Source organism: Chromobacterium indicum (genome assembly GCF_039708975.1).
GTDB lineage: Bacteria > Pseudomonadota > Gammaproteobacteria > Burkholderiales > Chromobacteriaceae > Chromobacterium > Chromobacterium piscinae.
Map to the genome: position 1 here is coordinate 62,525 of NZ_JAYFSJ010000018.1, position 19,329 is coordinate 81,853.

The window sequence follows — 19,329 nt, forward strand, 5'->3', positions numbered from 1 at the left end:
TCTACGCCCGCGATATGGCTGCGGTTCGCGCTCGAGGAGAGCCGATTGCGGTCCAGGCCGGAACAATAGCGATTATCCCCGGTCGTTTCTATCAAGCAGTACCCGCCCGCGCCGCGTCAGCCCCTGCCGGCGCAGGGCAATGGGCAAGGACGATTTCAACGCCCGTCCTTGAAGCAAGCAGGACAGGTTGAGAGGGGCCTGTCTCATGTGTGTTTCAACAAAACGAGGAAACCATGTCTCAAACCAAATTCAATGTACGCAAGGTTGCCGTGCTCGGCGCTGGCGTGATGGGGGCGCAGATCGCCGCCCACCTGGTGAACGCCAAGGTACCGACCATTCTGTTCGACCTTCCGGCCAAGGAAGGCGACAAGAACGGCATCGCGCTGAAGGCCATCGACGGTCTGAAGAAGCTGAAACCCTCTCCGCTGGCTGGCAGCGATGTGGTCGCCCACATCCAGCCCGCCAATTACGATGACCACCTGCATCTGCTGAAAGACTGCGATCTGGTGATCGAAGCCATCGCCGAGCGCATGGACTGGAAGGTGGACCTGTACCACAAGGTGGCGCCGCATCTGGGCGAGCACACCATCTTCGCCACCAACACTTCCGGCCTGTCGATCAACAAACTGGCCGAAGGCTGCCCGGATTCGGTGCGCCCGCGCTTCTGCGGCGTGCACTTCTTCAACCCGCCGCGCTACATGCACCTGGTTGAGATCATCCCCTGCGTGACCTCCGACGCCCACATCCTGGACAATCTGGAACGCTTCCTGGTGTCCTCGCTGGGCAAGGGCGTGGTGCGCGCCAAAGATACCCCGAACTTCGTCGCCAACCGCATCGGCGTATTCTCGATGCTGGCCACCATCGCCAATGCCGCCAAGTACGGCATCCGCTTCGATGTGGTGGACGACCTGACCGGCCCGCGCTTGGGCCGTCCGAAGTCCGCCACCTTCCGCACCGCCGATGTTGTAGGCCTGGACACCTTTGCCCACGTGGTGAAGACCATGCAGGACACGCTGCCGCAAGACCCGTGGCACAGCCTGTTCGCCACGCCGGACTGGATGCAGCAGCTGATCGCCAACGGCGCGCTGGGCTCCAAGACCCGCGCCGGCATATACAAGAAAGACGGCAAGCGCATGCTGGTGCTGGACCCGGCCAAGGGCGAGTACGTCGGCTCCGGCGAGAAGGGCGACGACGCGGTCAAGGACATCCTGAAGATCGCCGATCCGGCCGAGAAATTCCAGAAGCTGCGCGACAGCGAGCACCCGCAGGCGCAATTCCTGTGGGCCTGCTTCCGCGACGTGTTCCACTACATTTCCTTCCACCTGGGCGACATCGCCAACTGCGCGCGCGACGTGGACTTCGCCATTCGCTGGGGCTTCGGCTGGTCCGCCGGTCCGTTCGAGACCTGGCAATCCGCCGGCTGGCAGCAAGTGGCCAAGTGGCTGAAGGAAGACATCGCTGCCGGCAAGTCTCTGGCCAAGGCCGAGCTGCCGGCCTGGGTGCTGGAAGGCGATCGCGCGGGCGTGCATTTCGCCGACGGCTCCTACAATGCCGCCGACAAGAAGCTGGTTGGCCGCTCCACCCTGGACGTGTACCAGCGCCAGCTGGCGCCGGCCAAGGTGCTGGGCGAGAAGTCCGAGCTGCTGGGCGAGACCGTGTTCGAAAACGAGGGCGTGCGCGCCTTCACCACCGGCGACGACGTGCTGGTGGTGTCGTTCAAGTCCAAAGCCCACGCCATCGGCCCGGCCGTGCTGGATGGCCTGAACACCGCGCTGGACATCGCCGAGGACCGCTTCAAGGGCCTGGTGATCTGGCAGACCGAAGAGCCGTTCTCCGTCGGCGCCGACCTGCAGTCGATGATGCCGGCCTTCATGATGGGCGACTGGGACGCGATCGACGCGATGATCGGCCGCTTCCAGTCCACCGCGCTGCGCCTGCGCTACAGCCAGGTTCCGACCGTGGCCGCCACCCAGGGCTACGTGTTCGGCGGCGGCTGCGAGTTCGCGATGCACTGCGACAAGACCGTGGCCGCGCTGGAATCCTATGTCGGCCTGGTGGAAGTGGGCGTCGGCCTGTTGCCGGGCGGCGGCGGCTGCAAGGAGTTCGCGCTGCGCGCTTCGCAAGAGTCCAAGGGCGACCTGCTGGCCGCGCTGAAGGACTACTTCATGAACATCGCCACCGCCAAGGTCGCCACCAGCGGCGTGGAAGCGCAGGAGCTGGGCTTCTTCCGCAAGGGCGATCCGGTGGTGTTCAACGCCTACGAGCTGCTGTACGTCGCCAAGAAGCAGGCGCTGGCGCTGGCCGAATCCGGCTACCGTCCGCCGCTGAAGGTGAAGGGCTTCCCGGTTGCCGGCCGTTCCGGCGCGGCGTCTATCAAGGGCCAGCTGGTGAACATGCTGGAAGGCAATTTCATCAGCCAGCACGACTTCTTCATCGCCTCGCAGATCGCCGACGTGATGACCGGCGGCGATTTGGAGGCCGGCACCCTGGTCAACGAGCAATGGATTCTGGAACTGGAGCGCAAGGCTTTCATGGCCCTGCTGAAGAACTCCAAGACCCAGGACCGCATCGCGAACATGCTGACCACCGGCAAGCCGCTGCGCAACTAATATGAACCGTCCACAAGGCACCTGATGCTGCGTTGCGCCGACTTGCCGTACTAGATGTACTGTCTGCGTCGGCGCGCCTTGCCTCAGGCGCTTGTGAACTGTTCGAAAATCCAAGAATGCAAAGGCTGGCGGCAGGTATGAAGACCTAGCCGCTGGTCGCGAAGGAGCAAAAGAATGGTTAAGCAAGTACAAGAAGCTTACATCGTCGCCGCCACCCGCACCCCGGTGGGCAAGGCGCCGCGCGGCATGATGCGCAATGTGCGCCCGGATGACATGCTGGCGCATGTGATCACCGGCGCGCTGGCGCAAGTGCCGAACCTGGATCCGAAGCTGATTTCCGACTGCGTGGTCGGCTGCGCTTTCCCGGAAGCGGAGCAGGGCCTGAACATGGCGCGCATCGGCGTGCTGCTGGCCGGCCTGCCCAATACGGTGGGCGGCATCACCATCAACCGTTACTGCTCGTCCGGCATCAACGCCGTGCAGATGGCGGCCGACCGCATCCGCCTCGGCGAAGCCGACGTGGTGATCGCGGCAGGTTCCGAGTCGATGTCCCTGGTGCCGATGATGGGCAACAAGGTGTCGCTGAACCCGGAAATCTTCGCCAAGGACGAGAACTACGGCATCGCCTACGGCATGGGCCTGACCGCTGAAAAAGTGGCCCAGCAATGGGGCGTGTCGCGCGAAGACCAGGACGCGTTCGCGGTGGAATCGCACCGTCGCGCGCTGGCGGCCATCGACGGCGGCAAGTTCAAGAACGAGATCACGCCGCTGGAAGTGACCTACCGCACGCCGAATCTGGAAACCGGCGAAGTGGTGAGCAAGACCCGCGTGCTGGACACCGACGAAGGCCCGCGCCGCGAGACTACGCTGGAAGGCCTGGCCAAGCTGAAGACGGTGTTCGACGCCAAGGGTTCGGTCACCGCCGGCAACTCTTCGCAAATGTCCGACGGCGCCGGCGCGGTGATCCTGGTGTCCGAGCGGGTGCTGAAGGAGTTCAACCTGGTGCCGCTGGCCCGCTACGTGACCTTCTCGGTCAAGGGCGTGCCGCCGGAAATCATGGGCATCGGTCCGAAGGAAGCCATCCCGGCCGCGCTGGCCCAGGCCGGCCTGAAGCAGGACGACCTGAAGTGGATCGAGTTGAACGAAGCCTTCGCCGCCCAGGCGCTGGCCGTCGCGCGCGATCTGGAGCTGGACATGTCCAAGGTGAACCCGCACGGCGGCGCGATCGCCCTGGGCCACCCGCTGGGCGCGACCGGCGCGATCCGCACCGCCACGCTGGTGCATGGCATGCGCGACGCTGGCCTGAAGGGCCACGGCATGGTGACGATGTGCATCGGCACCGGCATGGGCGCCGCGGGCATCATCGAGGTGCTGTAAGCCAAGCTCATTGAAGCGACGGTTTACGGAAACGCCACAGCCTTGCGCTGTGGCGTTTTTTATTTCAGTTTGCGCGACGTGAGAGCGGGGGGTCTCGGCGGTCGTTTGCGCAAGACGGAGAAAAGCCCCGATCGATGATCGGGGCCGTGTGCCGAGCGGCGAGCCGGGGCTTATTCAGCCTGCTTGTCGTTGCTGGCCAGCTCCAGCTGGGCCTTTTTCACCCGTTTGTCGGCGGACAGCTTTTGCTGCAACGCCAGCAGATCGGCCTGGGCCGGCGTGTTGAAGATGACGATGCTGGCGGTGCGGTAGCGCACGGTCAGGCCGTGATCGCGGGCGACGGCGGCTTCGTCGTTGGGCGATGCCAGTTGCACCAGCACAGTGCCGCTGACGGTGGCCGGCACGCGTTGCTTGGGCGCCTGCACCACGTCGCCGCGCTTCAGCGATGGCGCCGGGGTGCCGGTGCTGCGGGCGGAAACGCCGTTGGGGATCTTGGATTGCGGAACCTGCTTGTAGTAGGTTTTGCCGTTGATCACCACCGCCTGGCCGGCCGGTTGGGCCAGGAAGGGCGGCTCGGCGGCCTGGCTGTTGGCGGCCAGGGTCAGCAGGGCGAGGGGGATGAGTCGGATGATCTGTTTCATGCTGCGCTCCGGTGGCCGAAGAAGCGGATCGACCACGATTTCAGTTTGCCTTCCGCATTGGGAAGCGAGTAGACGTTGTTTTGGCCGTTTGCGCGATAGACGTACTGGTATTCGGCGCCATTGGTGTCGATCACGCGCAGCCGCCACTGGCCCTTGGCTTGTTCGCCGTAGAATTGATTGGACAGCAGGCGTTGCTGGTTGAGGCCGTAGGTTTCAGCCACCAGCGCGGTGCGCGGAGACAACAGCACCGAGCGGGTGCCGGACGGCGAGATCAGTTCCACCGCCAGATCGTTGGCGCGGCCGTGCTCGGCGTCCACCAGGACCTGCACCGCCTCGACAGTCAGGTCGTCGGGTTGGTTGAACGCGCTTTCCACGCCGCGTTCGTCGGCATCCGGGATGGCGGCCTGGGCCGAGACAGTCTGCCAGCGGGTTTTCTGCAGCGGCGGCAGCGGCTTGCTGTAGAACAGCGCCTTTTCCACGGCCTTGTCGATGTTGATCAGGCCGAAACCGTAGAACTGGTGGAAGGGCAGGCCGGCGGCGTTTTTCTGCCAGCCGGGAATGGCCTGGTAGCTGTGCGCGCCGCCGCTCTTGTCCTTGAATGCCAGCGTCACGCCCGGTTGGGCGGCGTCCACCTGGCGGGCGGTGGTGATCAGGATATGGCGCACGTCGCGGGCGCTGAGCGCCGGATTGGCGGACATCACTAGCGCGAACGAGCCGGAGGTGGACGGTGCGGCGGACGAGGTGCCGTTCATGATGCCGTTGTAGTCGCAGTTGGGATCCAGCGCGGTGCCGCCGTGCAGGCCGTTGGCGGTGTTGCCGGTGACGTTGTAGCCGCGGGCGCAGCCCGACAGGTCGGTGGTGACCATCGCCGGAGAGTCGGTGCCGTACTCGCCGCCGGGAGCGGTGAGCAGCACATTGGCGCCGACCGACGAGTACGAGGAGCGCACGCCGTCGGCGTTCAGCGCCGACACCACCACGTTCCAGTAGTTGTTGTTGTCGGTGGACAGGTTGGCGTCTTGTACCGGCAAGCCGTTGTTCCCCTGGTAACCCAGTATCACCTCGGTGCTGCTCAGGCGGAAGGAGTTGTAGGCGTTGCCGGCCGACTTGACGAATACCGCTCCGCGGCCCCAGTGGCTGTTGCGGCTGACGTCTTCGTAGGTTTCTTCCTCGGTTTTCAGCTCGATGTCCTGATCCGGGTTGCCGGGGACGGAGGTGAGGGTGGAGGAGCCGTAGCTCTGATTGAATACGCGGGCGTCGGTGAAGGCTTCCAGCGGGCCGCCATTCGGTTTTTTGCCGTGCGCCAGCAGCCAGCCGTCCAGGGTTTGAGCCAGCAGCCAGTTGAAGCCCTTGAGGCCGGCCGAAGGCGCGATGCCGCGGCCGCCTATGCCGTTGAAGGCTACCGCCGCGGCGATGCCGGCCACTGCCGTGCCGTGGCCGTTGCCGCCGGATTCGGGAGTCGGGTCGTTGCTGCCGTTCACCAGGTTCTTGGAGCCGGGCACGATGTTGGCGGCCAGGTCGGGGTGTTTGATTTCCAGACCGTCGTCGATGACGGCGATGGTGGTGCCGATGCCGCGGATGCCGCGCAAGTGGGTGAAGGCGAGATTGAGATCGACGCCCTTGACGCCGCCGCGCTTGGAGAAGGCGTTCTGGCCGGTGTTTTTCAGGTGCCATTGCTGGTTGACCAGAGGGTCGCCCGGCAGCAACGGGACGCTGCGATCCGGCGCGGAAGGGGCGGCATGACTGGCCAGGGAGGCCAGCGCCAGCATGACTGCGCTGCTGGTGATGCGAACGTGCATGATTGAGATCCTCTATTTGCCTTTGTTGTTTTGCGATTGTGGTCGCCAGAAGATCATATTTGTTAATTTTTATTGCGCAAATATCTTTTTGTCATATCGCGATCGGCGACAAGAATTTGCGGTTCTCGCGCGAATGGGCAAAGAAGGGAGCGCTGGGGAAAGCGGCAAGAAGAAAAGCAAGAAGCGCCGGCCCATGTCGGGCCGGCGGCGGGGTCAGTCCATTTTGGACAGCGTGTCGAAGTTGCTGTGGCTGCAGTCTTCGAATTCCTGTTGCGGGTCTTTCAGCTTGATCTGATAGGATTTGCCTTGAGCGCTGAGCACCAGCTGCTTGTCATCGTCCAGCAGCGTCTTGGGCATCAGGAACCAGCGCTGGCCCTTGCGCGAGTTCGGTTGCGTGATGTAAATGGCTGAGAAGGGCGCGCTGTCGGGCTGAGATGGATCTTGCAGCGAGACGCCGACCGGCGTTTGCCCCAATATTTCGATGCCGACCTTGGTGCCGTTATTCTGGCGTAGAATGCGCCGGATTATGCCCAGCAGCAGCGGATGGGTCTCGGTTTTGACCAGGATCAGCCGGCCTATCGCCAGCTGGTCTATGGTCTTGCCGATGAAGGTGAGTCCCATGCCGGTGCTGCTGATGTCGTTGATGCGCCACTCATCGATGCGGTCGGCTTCCAGCCCGCCTACATCCTGAACCTTGATGTGGAAGGCCACGCGGTCGAAACCTATCGATACCTGGGCGTTGGAGGAGTGCAGCGAGCGTTCCGATTTGCGCAGCGACTTGCCGCCGTCGCTGGACCAGCGGACCGCGAGCTTTTCGCACAGCACCGACCACTCCTCGCGCTCCAGCTCGCAATCCAGCGCGGCGATTTGCGAGGGGATGCGGGCGTCGAGGTCGAACATCAGATCGGCCAGACGGGTGGTGATCTCGTAGGAGGACCAGTAACGGTGCCACTTGCCGGCCATGCCGCGCAGCATCGGCTGCGGAGGCTCCGGCAGGGACAGGTTGTAGACGAAGACCGGCATTTCGACCGGCGGCTGCTTGTCCAGCGGGATGTTCTGGCAAATCAGCATCAGCAGCTGGTCCACCGCGACGATTTCCTTGTGCAGCATGTTCTCGGTCTGAGCCAGGTGCAGCATGCCGGCCTGAACCAGCAGGTGCTCGCAGCTGATCTCCTGCTTGGCGTCCGGATACAGCAGGATGGGCGAACGGGCGAAGCCCGCTTCCTCCGCGTAGGTGTAGAAACGGAATCCTTGCTGCCAGGCGCTGCCTTCAGGTTTCAGATAGCGCAACGCATTCCAGGCCAGCAGCCGCATCTGGTGATGCAGGCCGCGGGTGGTGACCAGCTGCAGCTCCGCGTCGCCAGCCTGGCTGGAGGAGCCGCGGTGCAGGCGAAGGCAGATCTGGTAGGCGCTGGCCAATTCGTGCCAATAGGCGAGAATGGTGGGCAGATAGCCTTTGCTGCCGCCTCTGGAATGAAGATAATCCTGGCATAGCTGATGGTGTATGCCGGCAGCCTTGTCGTCGACGTAGAGCAGCGTCTTGATGCGTTCTTTCAACGACATCTCGCTATCCGCGTTGATTTTGGATACGGCCTTGATGATTTCCACCAGGGCGGTAAAGTATTCAGCCTGCGGCAGATCGCGCACCAGCAGGGTGGCAGATTGCGCCACGCCTGAGGCGGGCGTGTTCTTGCTGAGAAGTGAGCTGACTAGAGATTTGAAGTCAAACATTGAACCGGGCTTCTGGATATGGGATTTATGTTCTCACTTATATGTCACTCTATCTTACGTCACGCATTGATGCTGGTGAAACCATAATCGCAAATTTATCGGGCATGCCAAAAAGCAAGTTTTTCCCCTATCGTCGTCTGATTCTCGCCTTGTGCGCGGCCGGACTGTTCATTTCGACAGCTGTGGACGCCGCGGATGCGACGCAAGTGCCTGAGGGTGTTGGCGTTGTGCTCGGCGGCGGCGGCGCGCGCGGCTTCGCCCATCTGGGCGTTTTGAAGGAGCTGGAGCGTCTGCGGATACCCGTGGCCTGCATTTCCGGGACCAGCGCCGGGGCGCTGATCGGTGGCATTTACGCCAACGGCCTGCCGCTGGATGAGATGGAGCGCGAGTTCAATGCCGCCGACTGGGACCAGATGCTGTCCGGCAAGCCGGCGCGCACCGACATCCCATACGATCGAAAGCGCAACGACTACCAGAACTATCTGGATGTCAGCTTCGGGCTCAAGGGCGGCGCGCTGCGGGTTCCGCGCAGCGCGATCAACTCCCAGGGCATCGAACTCTACATCCATAAAATGACGCGGGACCGGGACATCGACAGCTTCGACAAGCTGCCTATTCCATTCCGCGCGGTGGCGGCCGATTTGCTGACCGGCGACGCGGTGGTGTTCGACAAGGGATCCCTGTCGCGTGCTTTGCGCGCCAGCATGGCGGTTCCCGGCGTGTTCGATCTGGTGGAGGACGACGGCAAGTTGCTGGTGGACGGCGCCATCGCCCGAAATATCCCGGTGCAGGAAGTGAAGGGCCGCTGCGCCGAGCACGTGATCGTGGTGGACGTGAGCACGCCGCTGCTGAAGGCGGACGAGATCCACACCTTGTTCGACGTGGTCGACCAAAGCTCCAACTTGGCGGTGATGCGCAACGAGCAAGAGCAGATGAAGCGGCTGGACAAGCGCGACATCGTGATCCGGCCGGATCTGAACGGCTATACCGTGGCGTCTTTCGGCGACCACAAGGCCATTGTCGAGCGCGGCGCGGAGGCGGCCCGCAAGATGGCGCGGCAATTGTCTACCTATTCGGTTTCGGAGACGGAGTACCAAGCCTGGAAGAGCAAGCTTGGCCGGCCGCGCTACCCGGTGCTGGACGAAGTCAAGGTGGACGGCAAAGACGGCGACTTCACCAAGATGTCGTCCTTGCAGGAGTCGCTGGCTTTCTCATCGAACACGATACCGGTGGGCGAGGCGCGCAACCGCCTGGCCGAAATATTCACCGGGGGCGAGTACGACAAGCTGGGCTATCGCGTGGACAGCGTTTCCGGGCGCAACGTGATGATGGTGATGCCGGTGGAGCGCAGCATAGGCCAGAATACCCTGCATTTTGGCCTCAACCTCAGCAGCGATACACCGGGCGACAGCCGTTTCACGCTGCGCGCCGCGCATGAGTGGACATCGTTGAACGCGGCGGGAGGCTCCTGGCGCAACGATGTGGCCATTGGCGATGACAAGGCTTTCAAGACCGAACTGTACCAACCGTTGTGGCGCGGCAGCCCGATGTTCGTCGCCGCTTCGCTAGGGTATCAGCAGAGTCCGTTCAAACTGTTCAATGAAGACCACACGGTGTTCGCCACGTTCAACAACAGCATAGTCGAGACGCAGGTGAATGCGGGCGTGGCGCTGGGCAAGTATGGCGAGTGGCGGTTTGGCCTTTATCGGCAGGATAATGATTTCACCTTGTCGCAAGGCATTCCTGACGATGCTAACAATTTCCGTTTCCGCGATGTCGGTGTGCAGACTCGCTTGGTGGTGGACCAGTTCGATAACCCGCGCTGGCCGCGTTCCGGCTATTACTTCAGCGGCAAGCTGGCGGCCGGCGTGCCGGGTTTGGGCAGCGAGGTCAACCAGAAGCTTTATGATTTCACCGGGGAGGTCGCGCATACCTATGGGGATTTCACCGCGCGCTTCACTGCTAAGGCCAAAGGCTATGTCGATACCAAGTCGGACGATGAATTCATCCCGCAAACCCTGGGCGGCTTCCTGAATTTGACGGGCTATCAGAATGGCGAACTCCTAGCCAGCCAGGTAGCGCTTGCCAGGCTGATGGTGTATTGGCGAGCGGCATCGTTGCCAGCGGTGCTGGGGTCCGGTGTATATGCGGGCGTGTCGCTTGAGGCCGGCAAGCTTTGGGGTAATGACTTCCCTGCTAACAAGCTTGCGCATCGCTGGATTCCGGCCGGTTCGGTTTTTCTGGGCGCGGATACCATTCTCGGGCCGTTCTTCGTCGGCATGGGCAGCGCGCAGGGGGGCAGGCTGACCGGCTACATTTATCTCGGCGTAGACTATTGATCCAGGCCATCCGCGCGGCTGATGTCGCGCGGATGGCCTGTCCTTAGGTATGGGATCGCCCGATATCTGAGACAAACGTTTGAATTAATCCTGGATTTTGCCAATGTCATGATCTATCCCGGTAAGGGCCGCCATCCTGGTGGCCCGCAATCACGATATAACGGGAGAGATAATGAAACAGCTGTTGTCACGCACTGCCTTCTTGCTTGCCTTGTTGCTGCTGCCGTTCGCTTCGGCCCACGCATCCTCCGGCTATACCCAGACCCGCTACCCCATCGTGTTGGTGCACGGCCTGTTCGGCTTCGGCCAGGTGCTGGGAGTCGATTACTTCTACCGTGTGCCGGCCGCCCTGAAGGAGGATGGCGCGCAGGTGTTCGTCGCCGAAGTGTCGGCCACTGGTAGCAATGAGGCGCGCGGCGAGCAGCTGTTGCAGCAGGTGCAGCGCATCCTGGCCATCACCGGCGCGCAGAAGGTCAACCTGATCGGCCATAGCCAGGGCGCGCCCACCGCGCGCTATGTGGCGGGCGTGCGGCCGGATCTGGTGGCCTCGGTCACCACCGTCGGCGGTGTCAACAAGGGTTCGGTCGTGGCCGACATCGTTCGCGGCGTGGCGCCTCCGGGATCGGTCAGCGAAGCCGTGGCCGCAGCCGTGACGGGCGCGTTCGTCAAGGTGCTGGCCTTCTTCTCCGGCACCAGCGATCTGCCGCAGCAGCCTATCGATGCGCTGAACTCCCTGACCACGGCCGGTTCGCTGGCGTTCAGCGCCAAGTTCCCGGGCGGCGTACCGACTTCGGCTTGCGGCGAGGGCGATTATCAGGCCAAGGGCGTGCGTTACTACTCGTGGACCGGCGCCGCCACCACCACTAATGTCCTGGACCCGCTGACCGTGCCGATGGGCGCGCTGGGGCTGGCTTTCGGCTCCACGCCGTCGGATGGCTTGGTCAGCGTATGCTCGGCCCACCTGGGCCAGGTGATCCGCGACGATTACAAGATGAACCACGTCAACGAGATCAATCAGAGTTTCGGCCTGGTCAGCCTGTTCGAGGTGAGCCCGGTCTCGCTGTATCGCCAGCAGGCCAACCGGCTGAAGAACGCGGGACTGTGAGATGCGCCGCCTCGGCTTGACGCTGGCGGCGGCCTGCGCCGTCTTGCTGGCCTGGTGGGTCTGGCCGGATGGCGCGCACTCGGAGGCCGCCGCCGCCCGCCAGGCTTCACGCGGCGGCTTCGCGCCGTCGCTGATCGGCACCCGGCCGGACGGCGCCGCCGCCGAAACCGGCGGGAAGCTGGTGGTCGATCAGCAACTGCGCCAGCTGTTCGACTATTACCTCGCCACGCTGGGCGAGCGCGATCTGGCCACCATCCGGACCGAGTTGCAGAGCCAGCTCAAGCGAGCGCTGGGAGGCGGAGCGCTGACGCAGGCGATGGGGCTGTTCGACCGCTATGTCGCCTACAAGCGCTCGCTGGCGGGCAAGGAGGCCGCGGCGGCCACGGATGTGTCGCGCAGGCTGGCGATGGTGCAGGCGGCCAGGCGACAGTATTTCAGCCAGGCGGAGCTGGATGGCTTGTTCGGCGATGAGGACCGCTACGACGACTTCACCGCCAGGCGATTGGCGATAGAGGCCAATCCGGCGCTGAGCGCCGCCGACAAGCAGCGGCTGGTCGCGCAACTGGAGAGCCAGCTGCCGCCCGCGCTGCGAGCCGCCCGGGAGGAGCCGGTCAAGCATCTGGCGTTGGCCGATGCCGAGGCCCGGCTGCGGCAAGGGGGCGGGGACGAGCAGCAGCTCTATCAACTGCGCGCCGGCATGGTGGGGCAAGCGGCGGCGGACCGGCTGGGCGAGCTGGATCGGGAGCAGGCCGGCTGGCAGAAGCGGCTGGACGATTTCAAGCGCGAGCGGGCGACGATCCTCGGCAACGGCGGACTGAGCGAGCAGCAACGGCAGCAGGCGGTCGCCCAACTGCAGTCACAGCGTTTTTCGCCGCAGGAGGCGCTGCGCCTGCCGGCGTATTTGCCCAACTGACCGATGAGGAAAACGAAACAGGCGCCCAAGGGCGCCTGTTTTTCGTGGAGCGGCTTCGCTCAGGCGTGGGCGAAGAACAACCGGCTCAGCGCCTCGCCCGGCTCGGGCTCGCGCATGAAGGCCTCGCCGACCAGAAAGGTGTGCACGCCGCTGGCCTGCATCAGCCGCACGTCTTCGATAGTGGCGATGCCGCTCTCGGTGACGGCGATGCGGCCGTCGGTGATGCGCGGCAGCAGCTTCAGCGTGGTGGCCAGGCTCACCTCGAAAGTGCGCAGGTTGCGGTTGTTGACGCCGACCAGCTCGGTTTTCAACTGCAGCGCGGCGTCCAGCTCTTCTTCGTTGTGGACCTCCACCAGCACCGCCATGCCCAGCTCGTTCGCCAATGCCTCCAGCGCCTTCATCTTGGGCAGTTCGAGAGCGGCGGCGATCAGCAGGATGCAGTCGGCGCCCATCGCGCGGGCTTCGTACACCTGGTAGTCGTCGACGATGAAATCCTTGCGTAGCACGGGCAGGTGGCAGGCGGCGCGCGCCGCCTCCAGGTAGCTCGCGTCGCCCTGGAAATACTGGCGGTCGGTCAGCACCGACAGGCAGGCCGCGCCGTGGGCGGCATAGCTCTCGGCGATGGCGGCCGGCTGGAAGTCCTCGCGGATCACGCCTTTGCTGGGGCTGGCTTTCTTGATTTCGGCGATGACGGCGGCTTTGCCCAGCGCATGCTTGGCGCGCAGGGCCGCGACGAAATCGCGGCGGTCGCCGCGCGCTTCGGCGTCGGCCCGTACCGAGGACAGCGGCCGGCTGGCCAGCGCGGCGGCGATTTCCTGATGTTTGGTGGCGATGATGGTGTTGAGAATGTCGGACATGCTGGCTTCTATGTTGACAACAACGAATGGGCCATCATGCAGAACATCAGGCGGGATGGCAAGCCCGGCGGGGCGGACATCGTTTCGGATGCTTGATTCAAATCATTCTCGTTCTCTCCGCCGGGCCGGATACTGCGGGCACACCCACCCGTCGGAGTTTCGCCATGGCGCGCGCTCATCCTTTCTTTTCCGCCCCGCACCGGGCGGCGTTCCTGCCCGGCATGCTGCTGGCAATCTTGCTGCTGGCGGGCTGGAGCGCCGAACTCGCGGCGCGCCTGTTCGGCCTCGGCCTGCCCTTGGCGCTGCCGGCGATGCTGGCCCACGGCTTCCTGATGCTGTTCGGTTTCTTTCCCTTGTTCATGACCGGTTTTCTGTTCACCGCCGGACCGCGCTGGCTGAATGTGCCGCCGCCCGGACGCGGGGCCTATCTGCTGACGCCGGCGTTGCTGGCTGCGGGCCTGCTGCTTTGGCTGGCCGGCGCGGCAGTCGGTGGCGTTTGGCTGCTGGCCGGCCATCTGGTGTACAGCCTGGGTTTTCTCGGCCTGGCCGGAGGCTTCGCTCGCTTGTTGCTGGCCAGCCCGGCGCCGGATCGGCGCCATGCCTGGGCGGTGCTGTCGGCTTTCGGCATCGGCGTCCTGGCGCTTGGCGCGGCCGGCTATTGGCTGTTGAGCGGCGATGTCCGCGGTTGGCTGTGGATGCGGGACCTGGCCTTGTGGGGCTTTTTGCTGCCGGTATTCCTGACCGTGTGCCACCGCATGCTGCCGTTCTTCTCCTCCAGCGTGCTGGCGCCGTATCAGCCCTGGCGGCCGTGGTGGCTGTTGGCGGCGATGCTGGGCGGCTCGCTGGGGCATGGTCTGTTGTCCATCGCCGGCTGGCCGTCCTGGGGCCTGGATCTGGCGCTGGCCGTCTTGTTTGGCTACACCAGCTGGCGCTGGGGGCTGCTGGCCTCGCTGCGGGTGAAGCTGCTGGCCATGCTGCACCTGTCTTTCGCCTGGCTGACTGCCGGTTTCGCGCTGTATGCCTGGCAGGGCGCGCTGGGCGGCCTGGCCTGGGCGCCGCTGCACGCGATCTCGGTCGGCTTCTTTCTGACCATGATGATCGCCTTCGTGTCGCGGGTATCGCTGGGACACTCAGGACGGCCGCTGGAGGCCGGCAAGGCCTTGTGGGGGCTGTATCTGGCCGCTCAGTGGCTGGCGCTGGCCCGTGTGGCTGCGGATCTGCTGCCGGTCGGCTGGCGCGCCGGAATGTATGGCCTGGCCGCGGCTGGGTGGCTGCTGACCCTGCTGCTGTGGGGCAGCCGCTTTCTGCCGGTTTACCTGCGTCCGCGCGCCGACGGCAAAGACGGTTGATCGGCTTACAAATTTCAAACTGGAGACCATCATGACCCCATCCGAACTGTTGACCGGCCAGCACCGGGATTGCGACGCCCGTTTCGCCGACGCCGAGCAAGCCGCGCGCGCGCAGAACTGGCCCGCTGCCGAATCCGCTTTCGCCGCGATGCGCGGCGAGATGGAAGACCACTTCCGGCTGGAAGAAGAGAGGCTGTTCCCCGCCTTCGAACAGGCCAGCGGCATGCGCGCCGGCCCCACCGTGGTGATGCGCGCCGAACATGCGCAGATGCGGCAGTTGCTGGACGGCATGGCCCAGGCGCTGGCCGCGCGCGACGGCGACAATTTTCTGGCCGAGGCCGACACGCTGCTGATCCTGACCCAACAGCACAATATGAAGGAGGAGAACATCCTGTATCCGATGTGCGAGCAATCCGTGCCGGATCTGGGGCGCTTGCTGGAGGAGGCCGGCCATGCCGCTTGACCTGCGAGATCTGCCGCCGCCGGAGCCGATGGACATCGTACTGGGCGAGGCCGAGCTGTTGTCGCCGGGCCAGTCTGTGAGCTTCGTGCTGCCGCATTTCCCGACCCCCTTGCTGCCTTTGCTGGACAGGATGGCAGGCCTGGCTTACCGCTTCGAATTATCGGGCGACGGCGGCGTGCTGCTGATCATGGAGCGCAGCTGATGCAGGGATGGCCGTCCTATGACCGGGCGCCGCCGCTGAGCCTTCCCCTGCCTTTTCTGCTGGCGTCGCCGTGCTGGCTGTTCATCGCCGGCTTGTGCCTGATGCTGGTGGGGCCCGGTCCGCTGGACCGCTTCGACCCGGCGTCGCTGGCGGCCGCGCATCTGTTGGCGCTGGGCGTGCTGGGCAACGCGATGTTCGGTGCGGCGCTGCAGATCCTGGCGGTGGTGGCCGGAGTTTCGTTTTCCCGCCCCCGTTTGCTGCTGCATGCGCTGTTCTGGCCATTGCAGCTTGGCTGCGGCCTGCTGGCTGCGGCTTTCCTGAATGGCTTCCTGCCGGCGCTGTTGCTGCCGGCCGCCGCGCTGCTGGGCTGGGCCTTGCTGGTTTTCGCCGGCTTCGGCCTGCATGGCATCGCCAGGAGTCCGGCGCGCGACGCCACCACCCGCGGCATGGCGTCGGCGCTGGTCGCGCTGTTGGCCGCAGCCGGTTTGGGCATCGCTCTGGCGGGCACCCTGGGCGCGGCCTGGCCGCTGCCTTGGAAAACCTTGCTGGATTGGCATGCGCTGTGGGCGCTGGGCGGATGGCTGCTGGGCCTGATCATGGCGGTGGCGGCCACGGTGGTGCCGATGTTCCAGATCACGCCGGCGTATCCGGCGCGTTGGATGCGGCATGCCGCGATGATTTGGCCTGCGTCGTTGCTGGCGTCCGGTTTGGGATGGCAGCTGACGGCGAGTTGGCTGGCCTGGCTGCCGGCATGGATGGCGGCGCTGGCTTTTGCTGCCATGACCTGGCGCTTGCAGCGGCGAAGCCGGCGTCCCGGAGACTGCGGGCGGCGCTTCTGGCAAATGGCGATGGCGGCATTGGCGCTTGGGTTGCTGGCGGCCTGGCTTGTCGCCGCGGATATGCTGGCCGCCGGCTGGGCGGCGTTGAGCGGCTGGCTGCTGCTGTTCGGACTGGGCGCAGGCGCGGTGCTGGGCATGTTCTACAAGATATTGCCCTTCCTGTTGTGGCTGGATCTGCAGCGCAAGGCGCCGCCCGGCGCGCGGCCGCCGGCCACGCTGGCGCTGTTGCCGGAATCGGCGCAGCGTCGATGCCTGTTTGTGTTTTCAGCCTGCCTGGCGATGGGGTGCGCGCTGGCCTTGGGGGAGCTGCCGGGAACGGCGGCAGGCGTTGGAACATGCGCGCTGGCCGCGCTAGTGGCTTGGGACGCGGGCAGGGCGGTATGGCGCCACCGCGCCTGCGCGAGAAACTGGAGAGAGACTCAGGCGGCCGGCGTCATGCCGTAGTCGGCCAACGCGGCGGGGTCGAGCAGGGCAACGTCCTTGCCATCGACCTCCACCAGGCCGGCTTTGCTCAATTGCTGCAGCACGCGGGAGAAGGTTTCCGGCGTCAGGTTCAGGCGGGAAGCGATCAGGTTTTTGTTGGCTTCCAGCGTCAGCACGACTTTCTCGCCGGCGGGCGCGTCGTCCATTTGCTGCAGCAGGTAGCCGATCACGCGCTGCAGCGCGGTTTCCACCGAGTAGCGCTCCACGTCCCGCACCATGCCGTGCAGGCGCAGCGACATGCCGGCCAGCATATTGCGCGCGAAGCCCGGGTCCTCGGCCAATGCCTGGAACACGCCGGCCGCGCCGATGTGCAGCAGCAGGCTGTCTTCCAGCAACTGGGCCAGCACCGGGTAGGGCTTGCCCAGGAACATCACCGCCTCGGCGAAGCTCTGGCCGGGGTGGATGATCTCCACTACCTTCTCCACGCCCTGCGGCGAGGGAATCGCCAGCTTCACCTTGCCGTACACCACCACGTACATGCCGTCGCATTCGTCGCCGCGCTGAAACAGCAGCTGCCCCCTGTCGCCGCGCTTGGCGTGAACGTGGGGCTCCAGCGTGGCCAGCTGCCTGTCCGACAGCCGCTGGAACAAGGGTTGGTGGCGCAGGTGCTGGATGATGTCGATCTGGGACATGGCGGGGCTTTCGGAATCGGTGTGGCGATGGTGGATGCTAACTCATCCCGCGAATTATTAGCAAAGCGCGATATTTGACAGCCGACAGGTTTTGCCGGGCACCTGGCGCAAGAAGGCGCGATGCGGGAGCGGGCCCCTTGCCCAGGCCGCATGAAGGAGAAAGCCGCCTGGCAGCGGCTTTTCTGAGCAGAGGGCGGTTAGCGGGAGACGAAGCCGCCGTTGATGAACAGGGTCTGGGCAGTGGTCCAGCGGTTTTCCGGCGAAACCAGGTGCTTGACCAACGGCACCAGGTCGGCCACCTGGCCCAGCTCGCCGTTGATGCTGGCGCGCTTCAGGTAGGCGACAGCCTCCGGCGTTTCCGCCGCGTAGAAGAACTCGGTGTCCATCGGCCCGGGAGCGACCACGTTGACGGTGACGCCGCGGTGGCCGATTTCCTTGGCCAGCGCGCGGGTGAAGTCCTCCAGCGGCGCCTTGCTGCCGGCGTAGGCGCCGTAATGGCCCGTGGTGGCCGCGAGCAGCGAGGTGCCCACGCTGACGATGCGGCCGTTGTCGCGGATGCGGCGGCCGGCTTCCTGCAGCGCGAAGAACGCGGCCTTGGTGTTCAGCGCGAAGATGGCGTCGAACTCTTCCTCGCTGACTTCGGTGATCGCTTTCTTCACCATCATGCCGGCGGTGTTGATCAGAATGTCCAGGTGGCCGAAACGGTCCTCCACCGCGTCGAACAGGCGGCGCACTTCCGCCACTTTGGTCACGTCGGCCTGGACCGCGAAGGCCTGGCCGCCGGCGGCTTGAATCGCGGCGGCGATTTCTTCCGCCCCGGCGCGGGAGCCGGCGCTGTGGTAGTGGATGGCGACGGCGGCGCCGTCGGCGGCCAGCGCTTCGGCGAAGGCGCGGCCCATATTGCGCGATGCGCCGATGATCAGTGCGACTTGTCCTGCAAAGTTGGCTTGGCTCATGTCAGTTCTCCGTTGGGTTCGCCGCTAGCGCGGCTTGCTGTTGACGCTTTGCAGTGTATTGCCAGCCTCAATCCGGATAAACGGCGCTTTATTGTTTACACTATCCAGAAAATCGTACCAATTGGAGCGGATATGGATAGGATCATGTCGATGCGGGTTTTCGCCGCCGTCGTCGATTGCGGCGGCTTCACCCGGGCGGCGCAGCAGTTGCAGCTGCCGCGGGCGACAGTGTCCAGCGCGGTGCAGCAACTGGAGGCGCAATTGGGGGCGCGGCTGCTGCATCGGACTACGCGGCGGGTGCAGCTGACGCTGGATGGCGGCACTTTCTACGAGCGCTGTCAGCAGTTATTGGCGGATTTCGACGAGCTGGAGTCCTTGTTCAGCCAGCAGGGCGCCAGCCCGCGCGGCAAGCTGCGGATAGACGTGCCGGGGCCGATCGGGCGGCAGGTGCTGGCGCCGGCGTTGCCGGCTTTCTTTGCGCTCTATCCCGACATCGAGCTGGAGCTGGGGGTGACTGACAGGCCGGTGGATTTGATTCAGGAAGGCGTCGACTGTGTGATCCGCGTCGGCGCGCTGGCCGAGTCGCGGCTGGTGGCGCGCCGGATCGGCATGCTGCCGCAGGGCAATTACGCCAGCCCGGATTATCTGGCCGCTTTCGGCGCGCCGGCCTCGCCGGACGCGCTGGCTGGCCATCGCGCGGTCAACTACGCGTCGCCGTCCACCGGCAAGGTGTTTGCCTGGGAGTATCTGCAAGAAGGCGAACGGCGCGAGCTGGCGTTGCAGTCCCAGGTCAGCGTCAACCAGGTGGAAAGCTATATCGCCTGCGCGTTGGCCGGACTGGGCCTGATCCAGTTGCCTCGCTACGACGCCGAGCCGCACGTCGCCGCCGGGCGACTGATGGAAGTGCTGGCCGGCTGGCCGCCGCCGGCGATGCCGGTATCGGTGCTGTATCCGCATCGCCGGCATTTGTCGCGGCGGGTGCAAGTGTTTGTCGAGTGGGCATCCGCGCTGCTGCGCGAGCGCTTGCGGCTGGAGTAGCG

General features: G+C 64.8%; 16 protein-coding genes. 10 read left to right on the top strand and 6 right to left on the bottom strand.

What is annotated here, in order from left to right:
• Positions 1 to 233: 233 nt before the first annotated feature.
• Both VA599_RS20665 and VA599_RS20670 read left to right on the top strand, forming a co-directional pair.
• On the top strand, positions 234 to 2,609 hold the full coding sequence (locus tag VA599_RS20665; RefSeq protein ID WP_346790391.1) for a 3-hydroxyacyl-CoA dehydrogenase/enoyl-CoA hydratase family protein: 2,376 nt from the start codon (positions 234 to 236) through the stop codon (positions 2,607 to 2,609).
• 174 nt (positions 2,610 to 2,783) lie between these two features.
• On the top strand, positions 2,784 to 3,986 hold the full coding sequence (locus VA599_RS20670) for an acetyl-CoA C-acyltransferase (protein WP_166440670.1): 1,203 nt from the start codon (positions 2,784 to 2,786) through the stop codon (positions 3,984 to 3,986).
• Positions 3,987 to 4,156: 170 nt separating this feature from the next.
• Here VA599_RS20670 and VA599_RS20675 read toward each other — a convergent pair whose 3' ends face one another.
• From VA599_RS20675 to VA599_RS20685, 3 genes are all read right to left on the bottom strand, one after another.
• Positions 4,157 to 4,624 carry a hypothetical protein gene (locus VA599_RS20675; protein WP_021476042.1) on the bottom strand — a complete coding sequence of 156 codons (468 nt, stop codon included), beginning with the start codon at positions 4,622 to 4,624 and terminating at the stop codon, positions 4,157 to 4,159.
• The gene (locus VA599_RS20680) at positions 4,621 to 6,420 is read right to left on the bottom strand and encodes a S8 family serine peptidase (protein WP_021476043.1); all 1,800 of its coding nucleotides are present in this window, start codon (positions 6,418 to 6,420) and stop codon (positions 4,621 to 4,623) included. Before VA599_RS20680 ends, VA599_RS20675 begins: the two co-directional genes overlap by 4 nt.
• Before the next feature lie 213 nt (positions 6,421 to 6,633).
• Positions 6,634 to 8,151 (bottom strand): hypothetical protein, encoded by a 1,518-nt coding sequence (locus tag VA599_RS20685; RefSeq protein ID WP_021476044.1) that lies wholly within the window; start codon positions 8,149 to 8,151, stop codon positions 6,634 to 6,636.
• A gap of 104 nt (positions 8,152 to 8,255) precedes the next feature.
• Here VA599_RS20685 and VA599_RS20690 point away from each other — a divergent pair, with 104 nt between their 5' ends.
• The 3 genes from VA599_RS20690 to VA599_RS20700 all read left to right on the top strand — a co-directional run bounded on the left by VA599_RS20690 (position 8,256) and on the right by VA599_RS20700 (position 12,508).
• Entirely contained in the window at positions 8,256 to 10,490 is a 2,235-nt protein-coding gene (locus tag VA599_RS20690; protein WP_346790392.1) for a patatin-like phospholipase family protein, read from the top strand.
• A 172-nt stretch (positions 10,491 to 10,662) separates the two neighbouring features.
• Positions 10,663 to 11,595, top strand: a complete 933-nt coding sequence (locus VA599_RS20695; RefSeq protein WP_021476046.1) for an esterase/lipase family protein — start codon at positions 10,663 to 10,665, stop codon at positions 11,593 to 11,595.
• 1 nt (position 11,596) lies between these two features.
• Positions 11,597 to 12,508, top strand: coding sequence for a lipase secretion chaperone (locus VA599_RS20700; protein WP_346790393.1), 912 nt, complete (start codon positions 11,597 to 11,599; stop codon positions 12,506 to 12,508).
• 59 nt (positions 12,509 to 12,567) lie between these two features.
• Here the strand turns inward: VA599_RS20700 and trpC are convergent, their stop codons facing one another.
• The gene (trpC, locus tag VA599_RS20705) at positions 12,568 to 13,365 is read right to left on the bottom strand and encodes an indole-3-glycerol phosphate synthase TrpC (protein WP_021476048.1); all 798 of its coding nucleotides are present in this window, start codon (positions 13,363 to 13,365) and stop codon (positions 12,568 to 12,570) included.
• 164 nt (positions 13,366 to 13,529) lie between these two features.
• On the opposite strand from trpC, the gene VA599_RS20710 reads away from it, so the two are divergent.
• Genes VA599_RS20710 through VA599_RS20725 form a run of 4 tightly spaced genes read left to right on the top strand, consistent with a single transcriptional unit; the run spans position 13,530 to position 16,662 of the window.
• Positions 13,530 to 14,714 (top strand): NnrS family protein, encoded by a 1,185-nt coding sequence (locus VA599_RS20710; protein WP_021476049.1) that lies wholly within the window; start codon positions 13,530 to 13,532, stop codon positions 14,712 to 14,714.
• A gap of 31 nt (positions 14,715 to 14,745) precedes the next feature.
• Positions 14,746 to 15,177, top strand: a complete 432-nt coding sequence (locus VA599_RS20715; RefSeq protein ID WP_021476050.1) for a hemerythrin domain-containing protein — start codon at positions 14,746 to 14,748, stop codon at positions 15,175 to 15,177.
• A complete protein-coding gene (locus VA599_RS20720; RefSeq protein ID WP_021476051.1) occupies positions 15,167 to 15,379 on the top strand; it encodes a DUF2249 domain-containing protein in 213 nt (70 codons plus the stop codon). Before VA599_RS20715 ends, VA599_RS20720 begins: the two co-directional genes overlap by 11 nt.
• Complete coding sequence (locus VA599_RS20725) at positions 15,379 to 16,662, top strand: hypothetical protein (protein WP_346790395.1); 1,284 nt, start codon at positions 15,379 to 15,381, stop codon at positions 16,660 to 16,662. Before VA599_RS20720 ends, VA599_RS20725 begins: the two co-directional genes overlap by 1 nt.
• Here VA599_RS20725 and VA599_RS20730 read toward each other — a convergent pair.
• Both VA599_RS20730 and VA599_RS20735 read right to left on the bottom strand, forming a co-directional pair.
• Positions 16,638 to 17,333 carry a Crp/Fnr family transcriptional regulator gene (locus VA599_RS20730; protein WP_021476053.1) on the bottom strand — a complete coding sequence of 232 codons (696 nt, stop codon included), beginning with the start codon at positions 17,331 to 17,333 and terminating at the stop codon, positions 16,638 to 16,640. The two genes, VA599_RS20725 and VA599_RS20730, sit on opposite strands and share 25 nt — an antisense overlap.
• Positions 17,334 to 17,530: 197 nt before the next feature.
• Entirely contained in the window at positions 17,531 to 18,289 is a 759-nt protein-coding gene (locus tag VA599_RS20735; protein WP_021476054.1) for an SDR family oxidoreductase, read from the bottom strand.
• 144 nt (positions 18,290 to 18,433) lie between these two features.
• Between VA599_RS20735 and VA599_RS20740 the strand changes: the two genes are divergently transcribed.
• Positions 18,434 to 19,327, top strand: a complete 894-nt coding sequence (locus VA599_RS20740; RefSeq protein ID WP_346790398.1) for a LysR family transcriptional regulator — start codon at positions 18,434 to 18,436, stop codon at positions 19,325 to 19,327.
• The last annotated feature ends 2 nt before the right edge of the window (positions 19,328 to 19,329 follow it).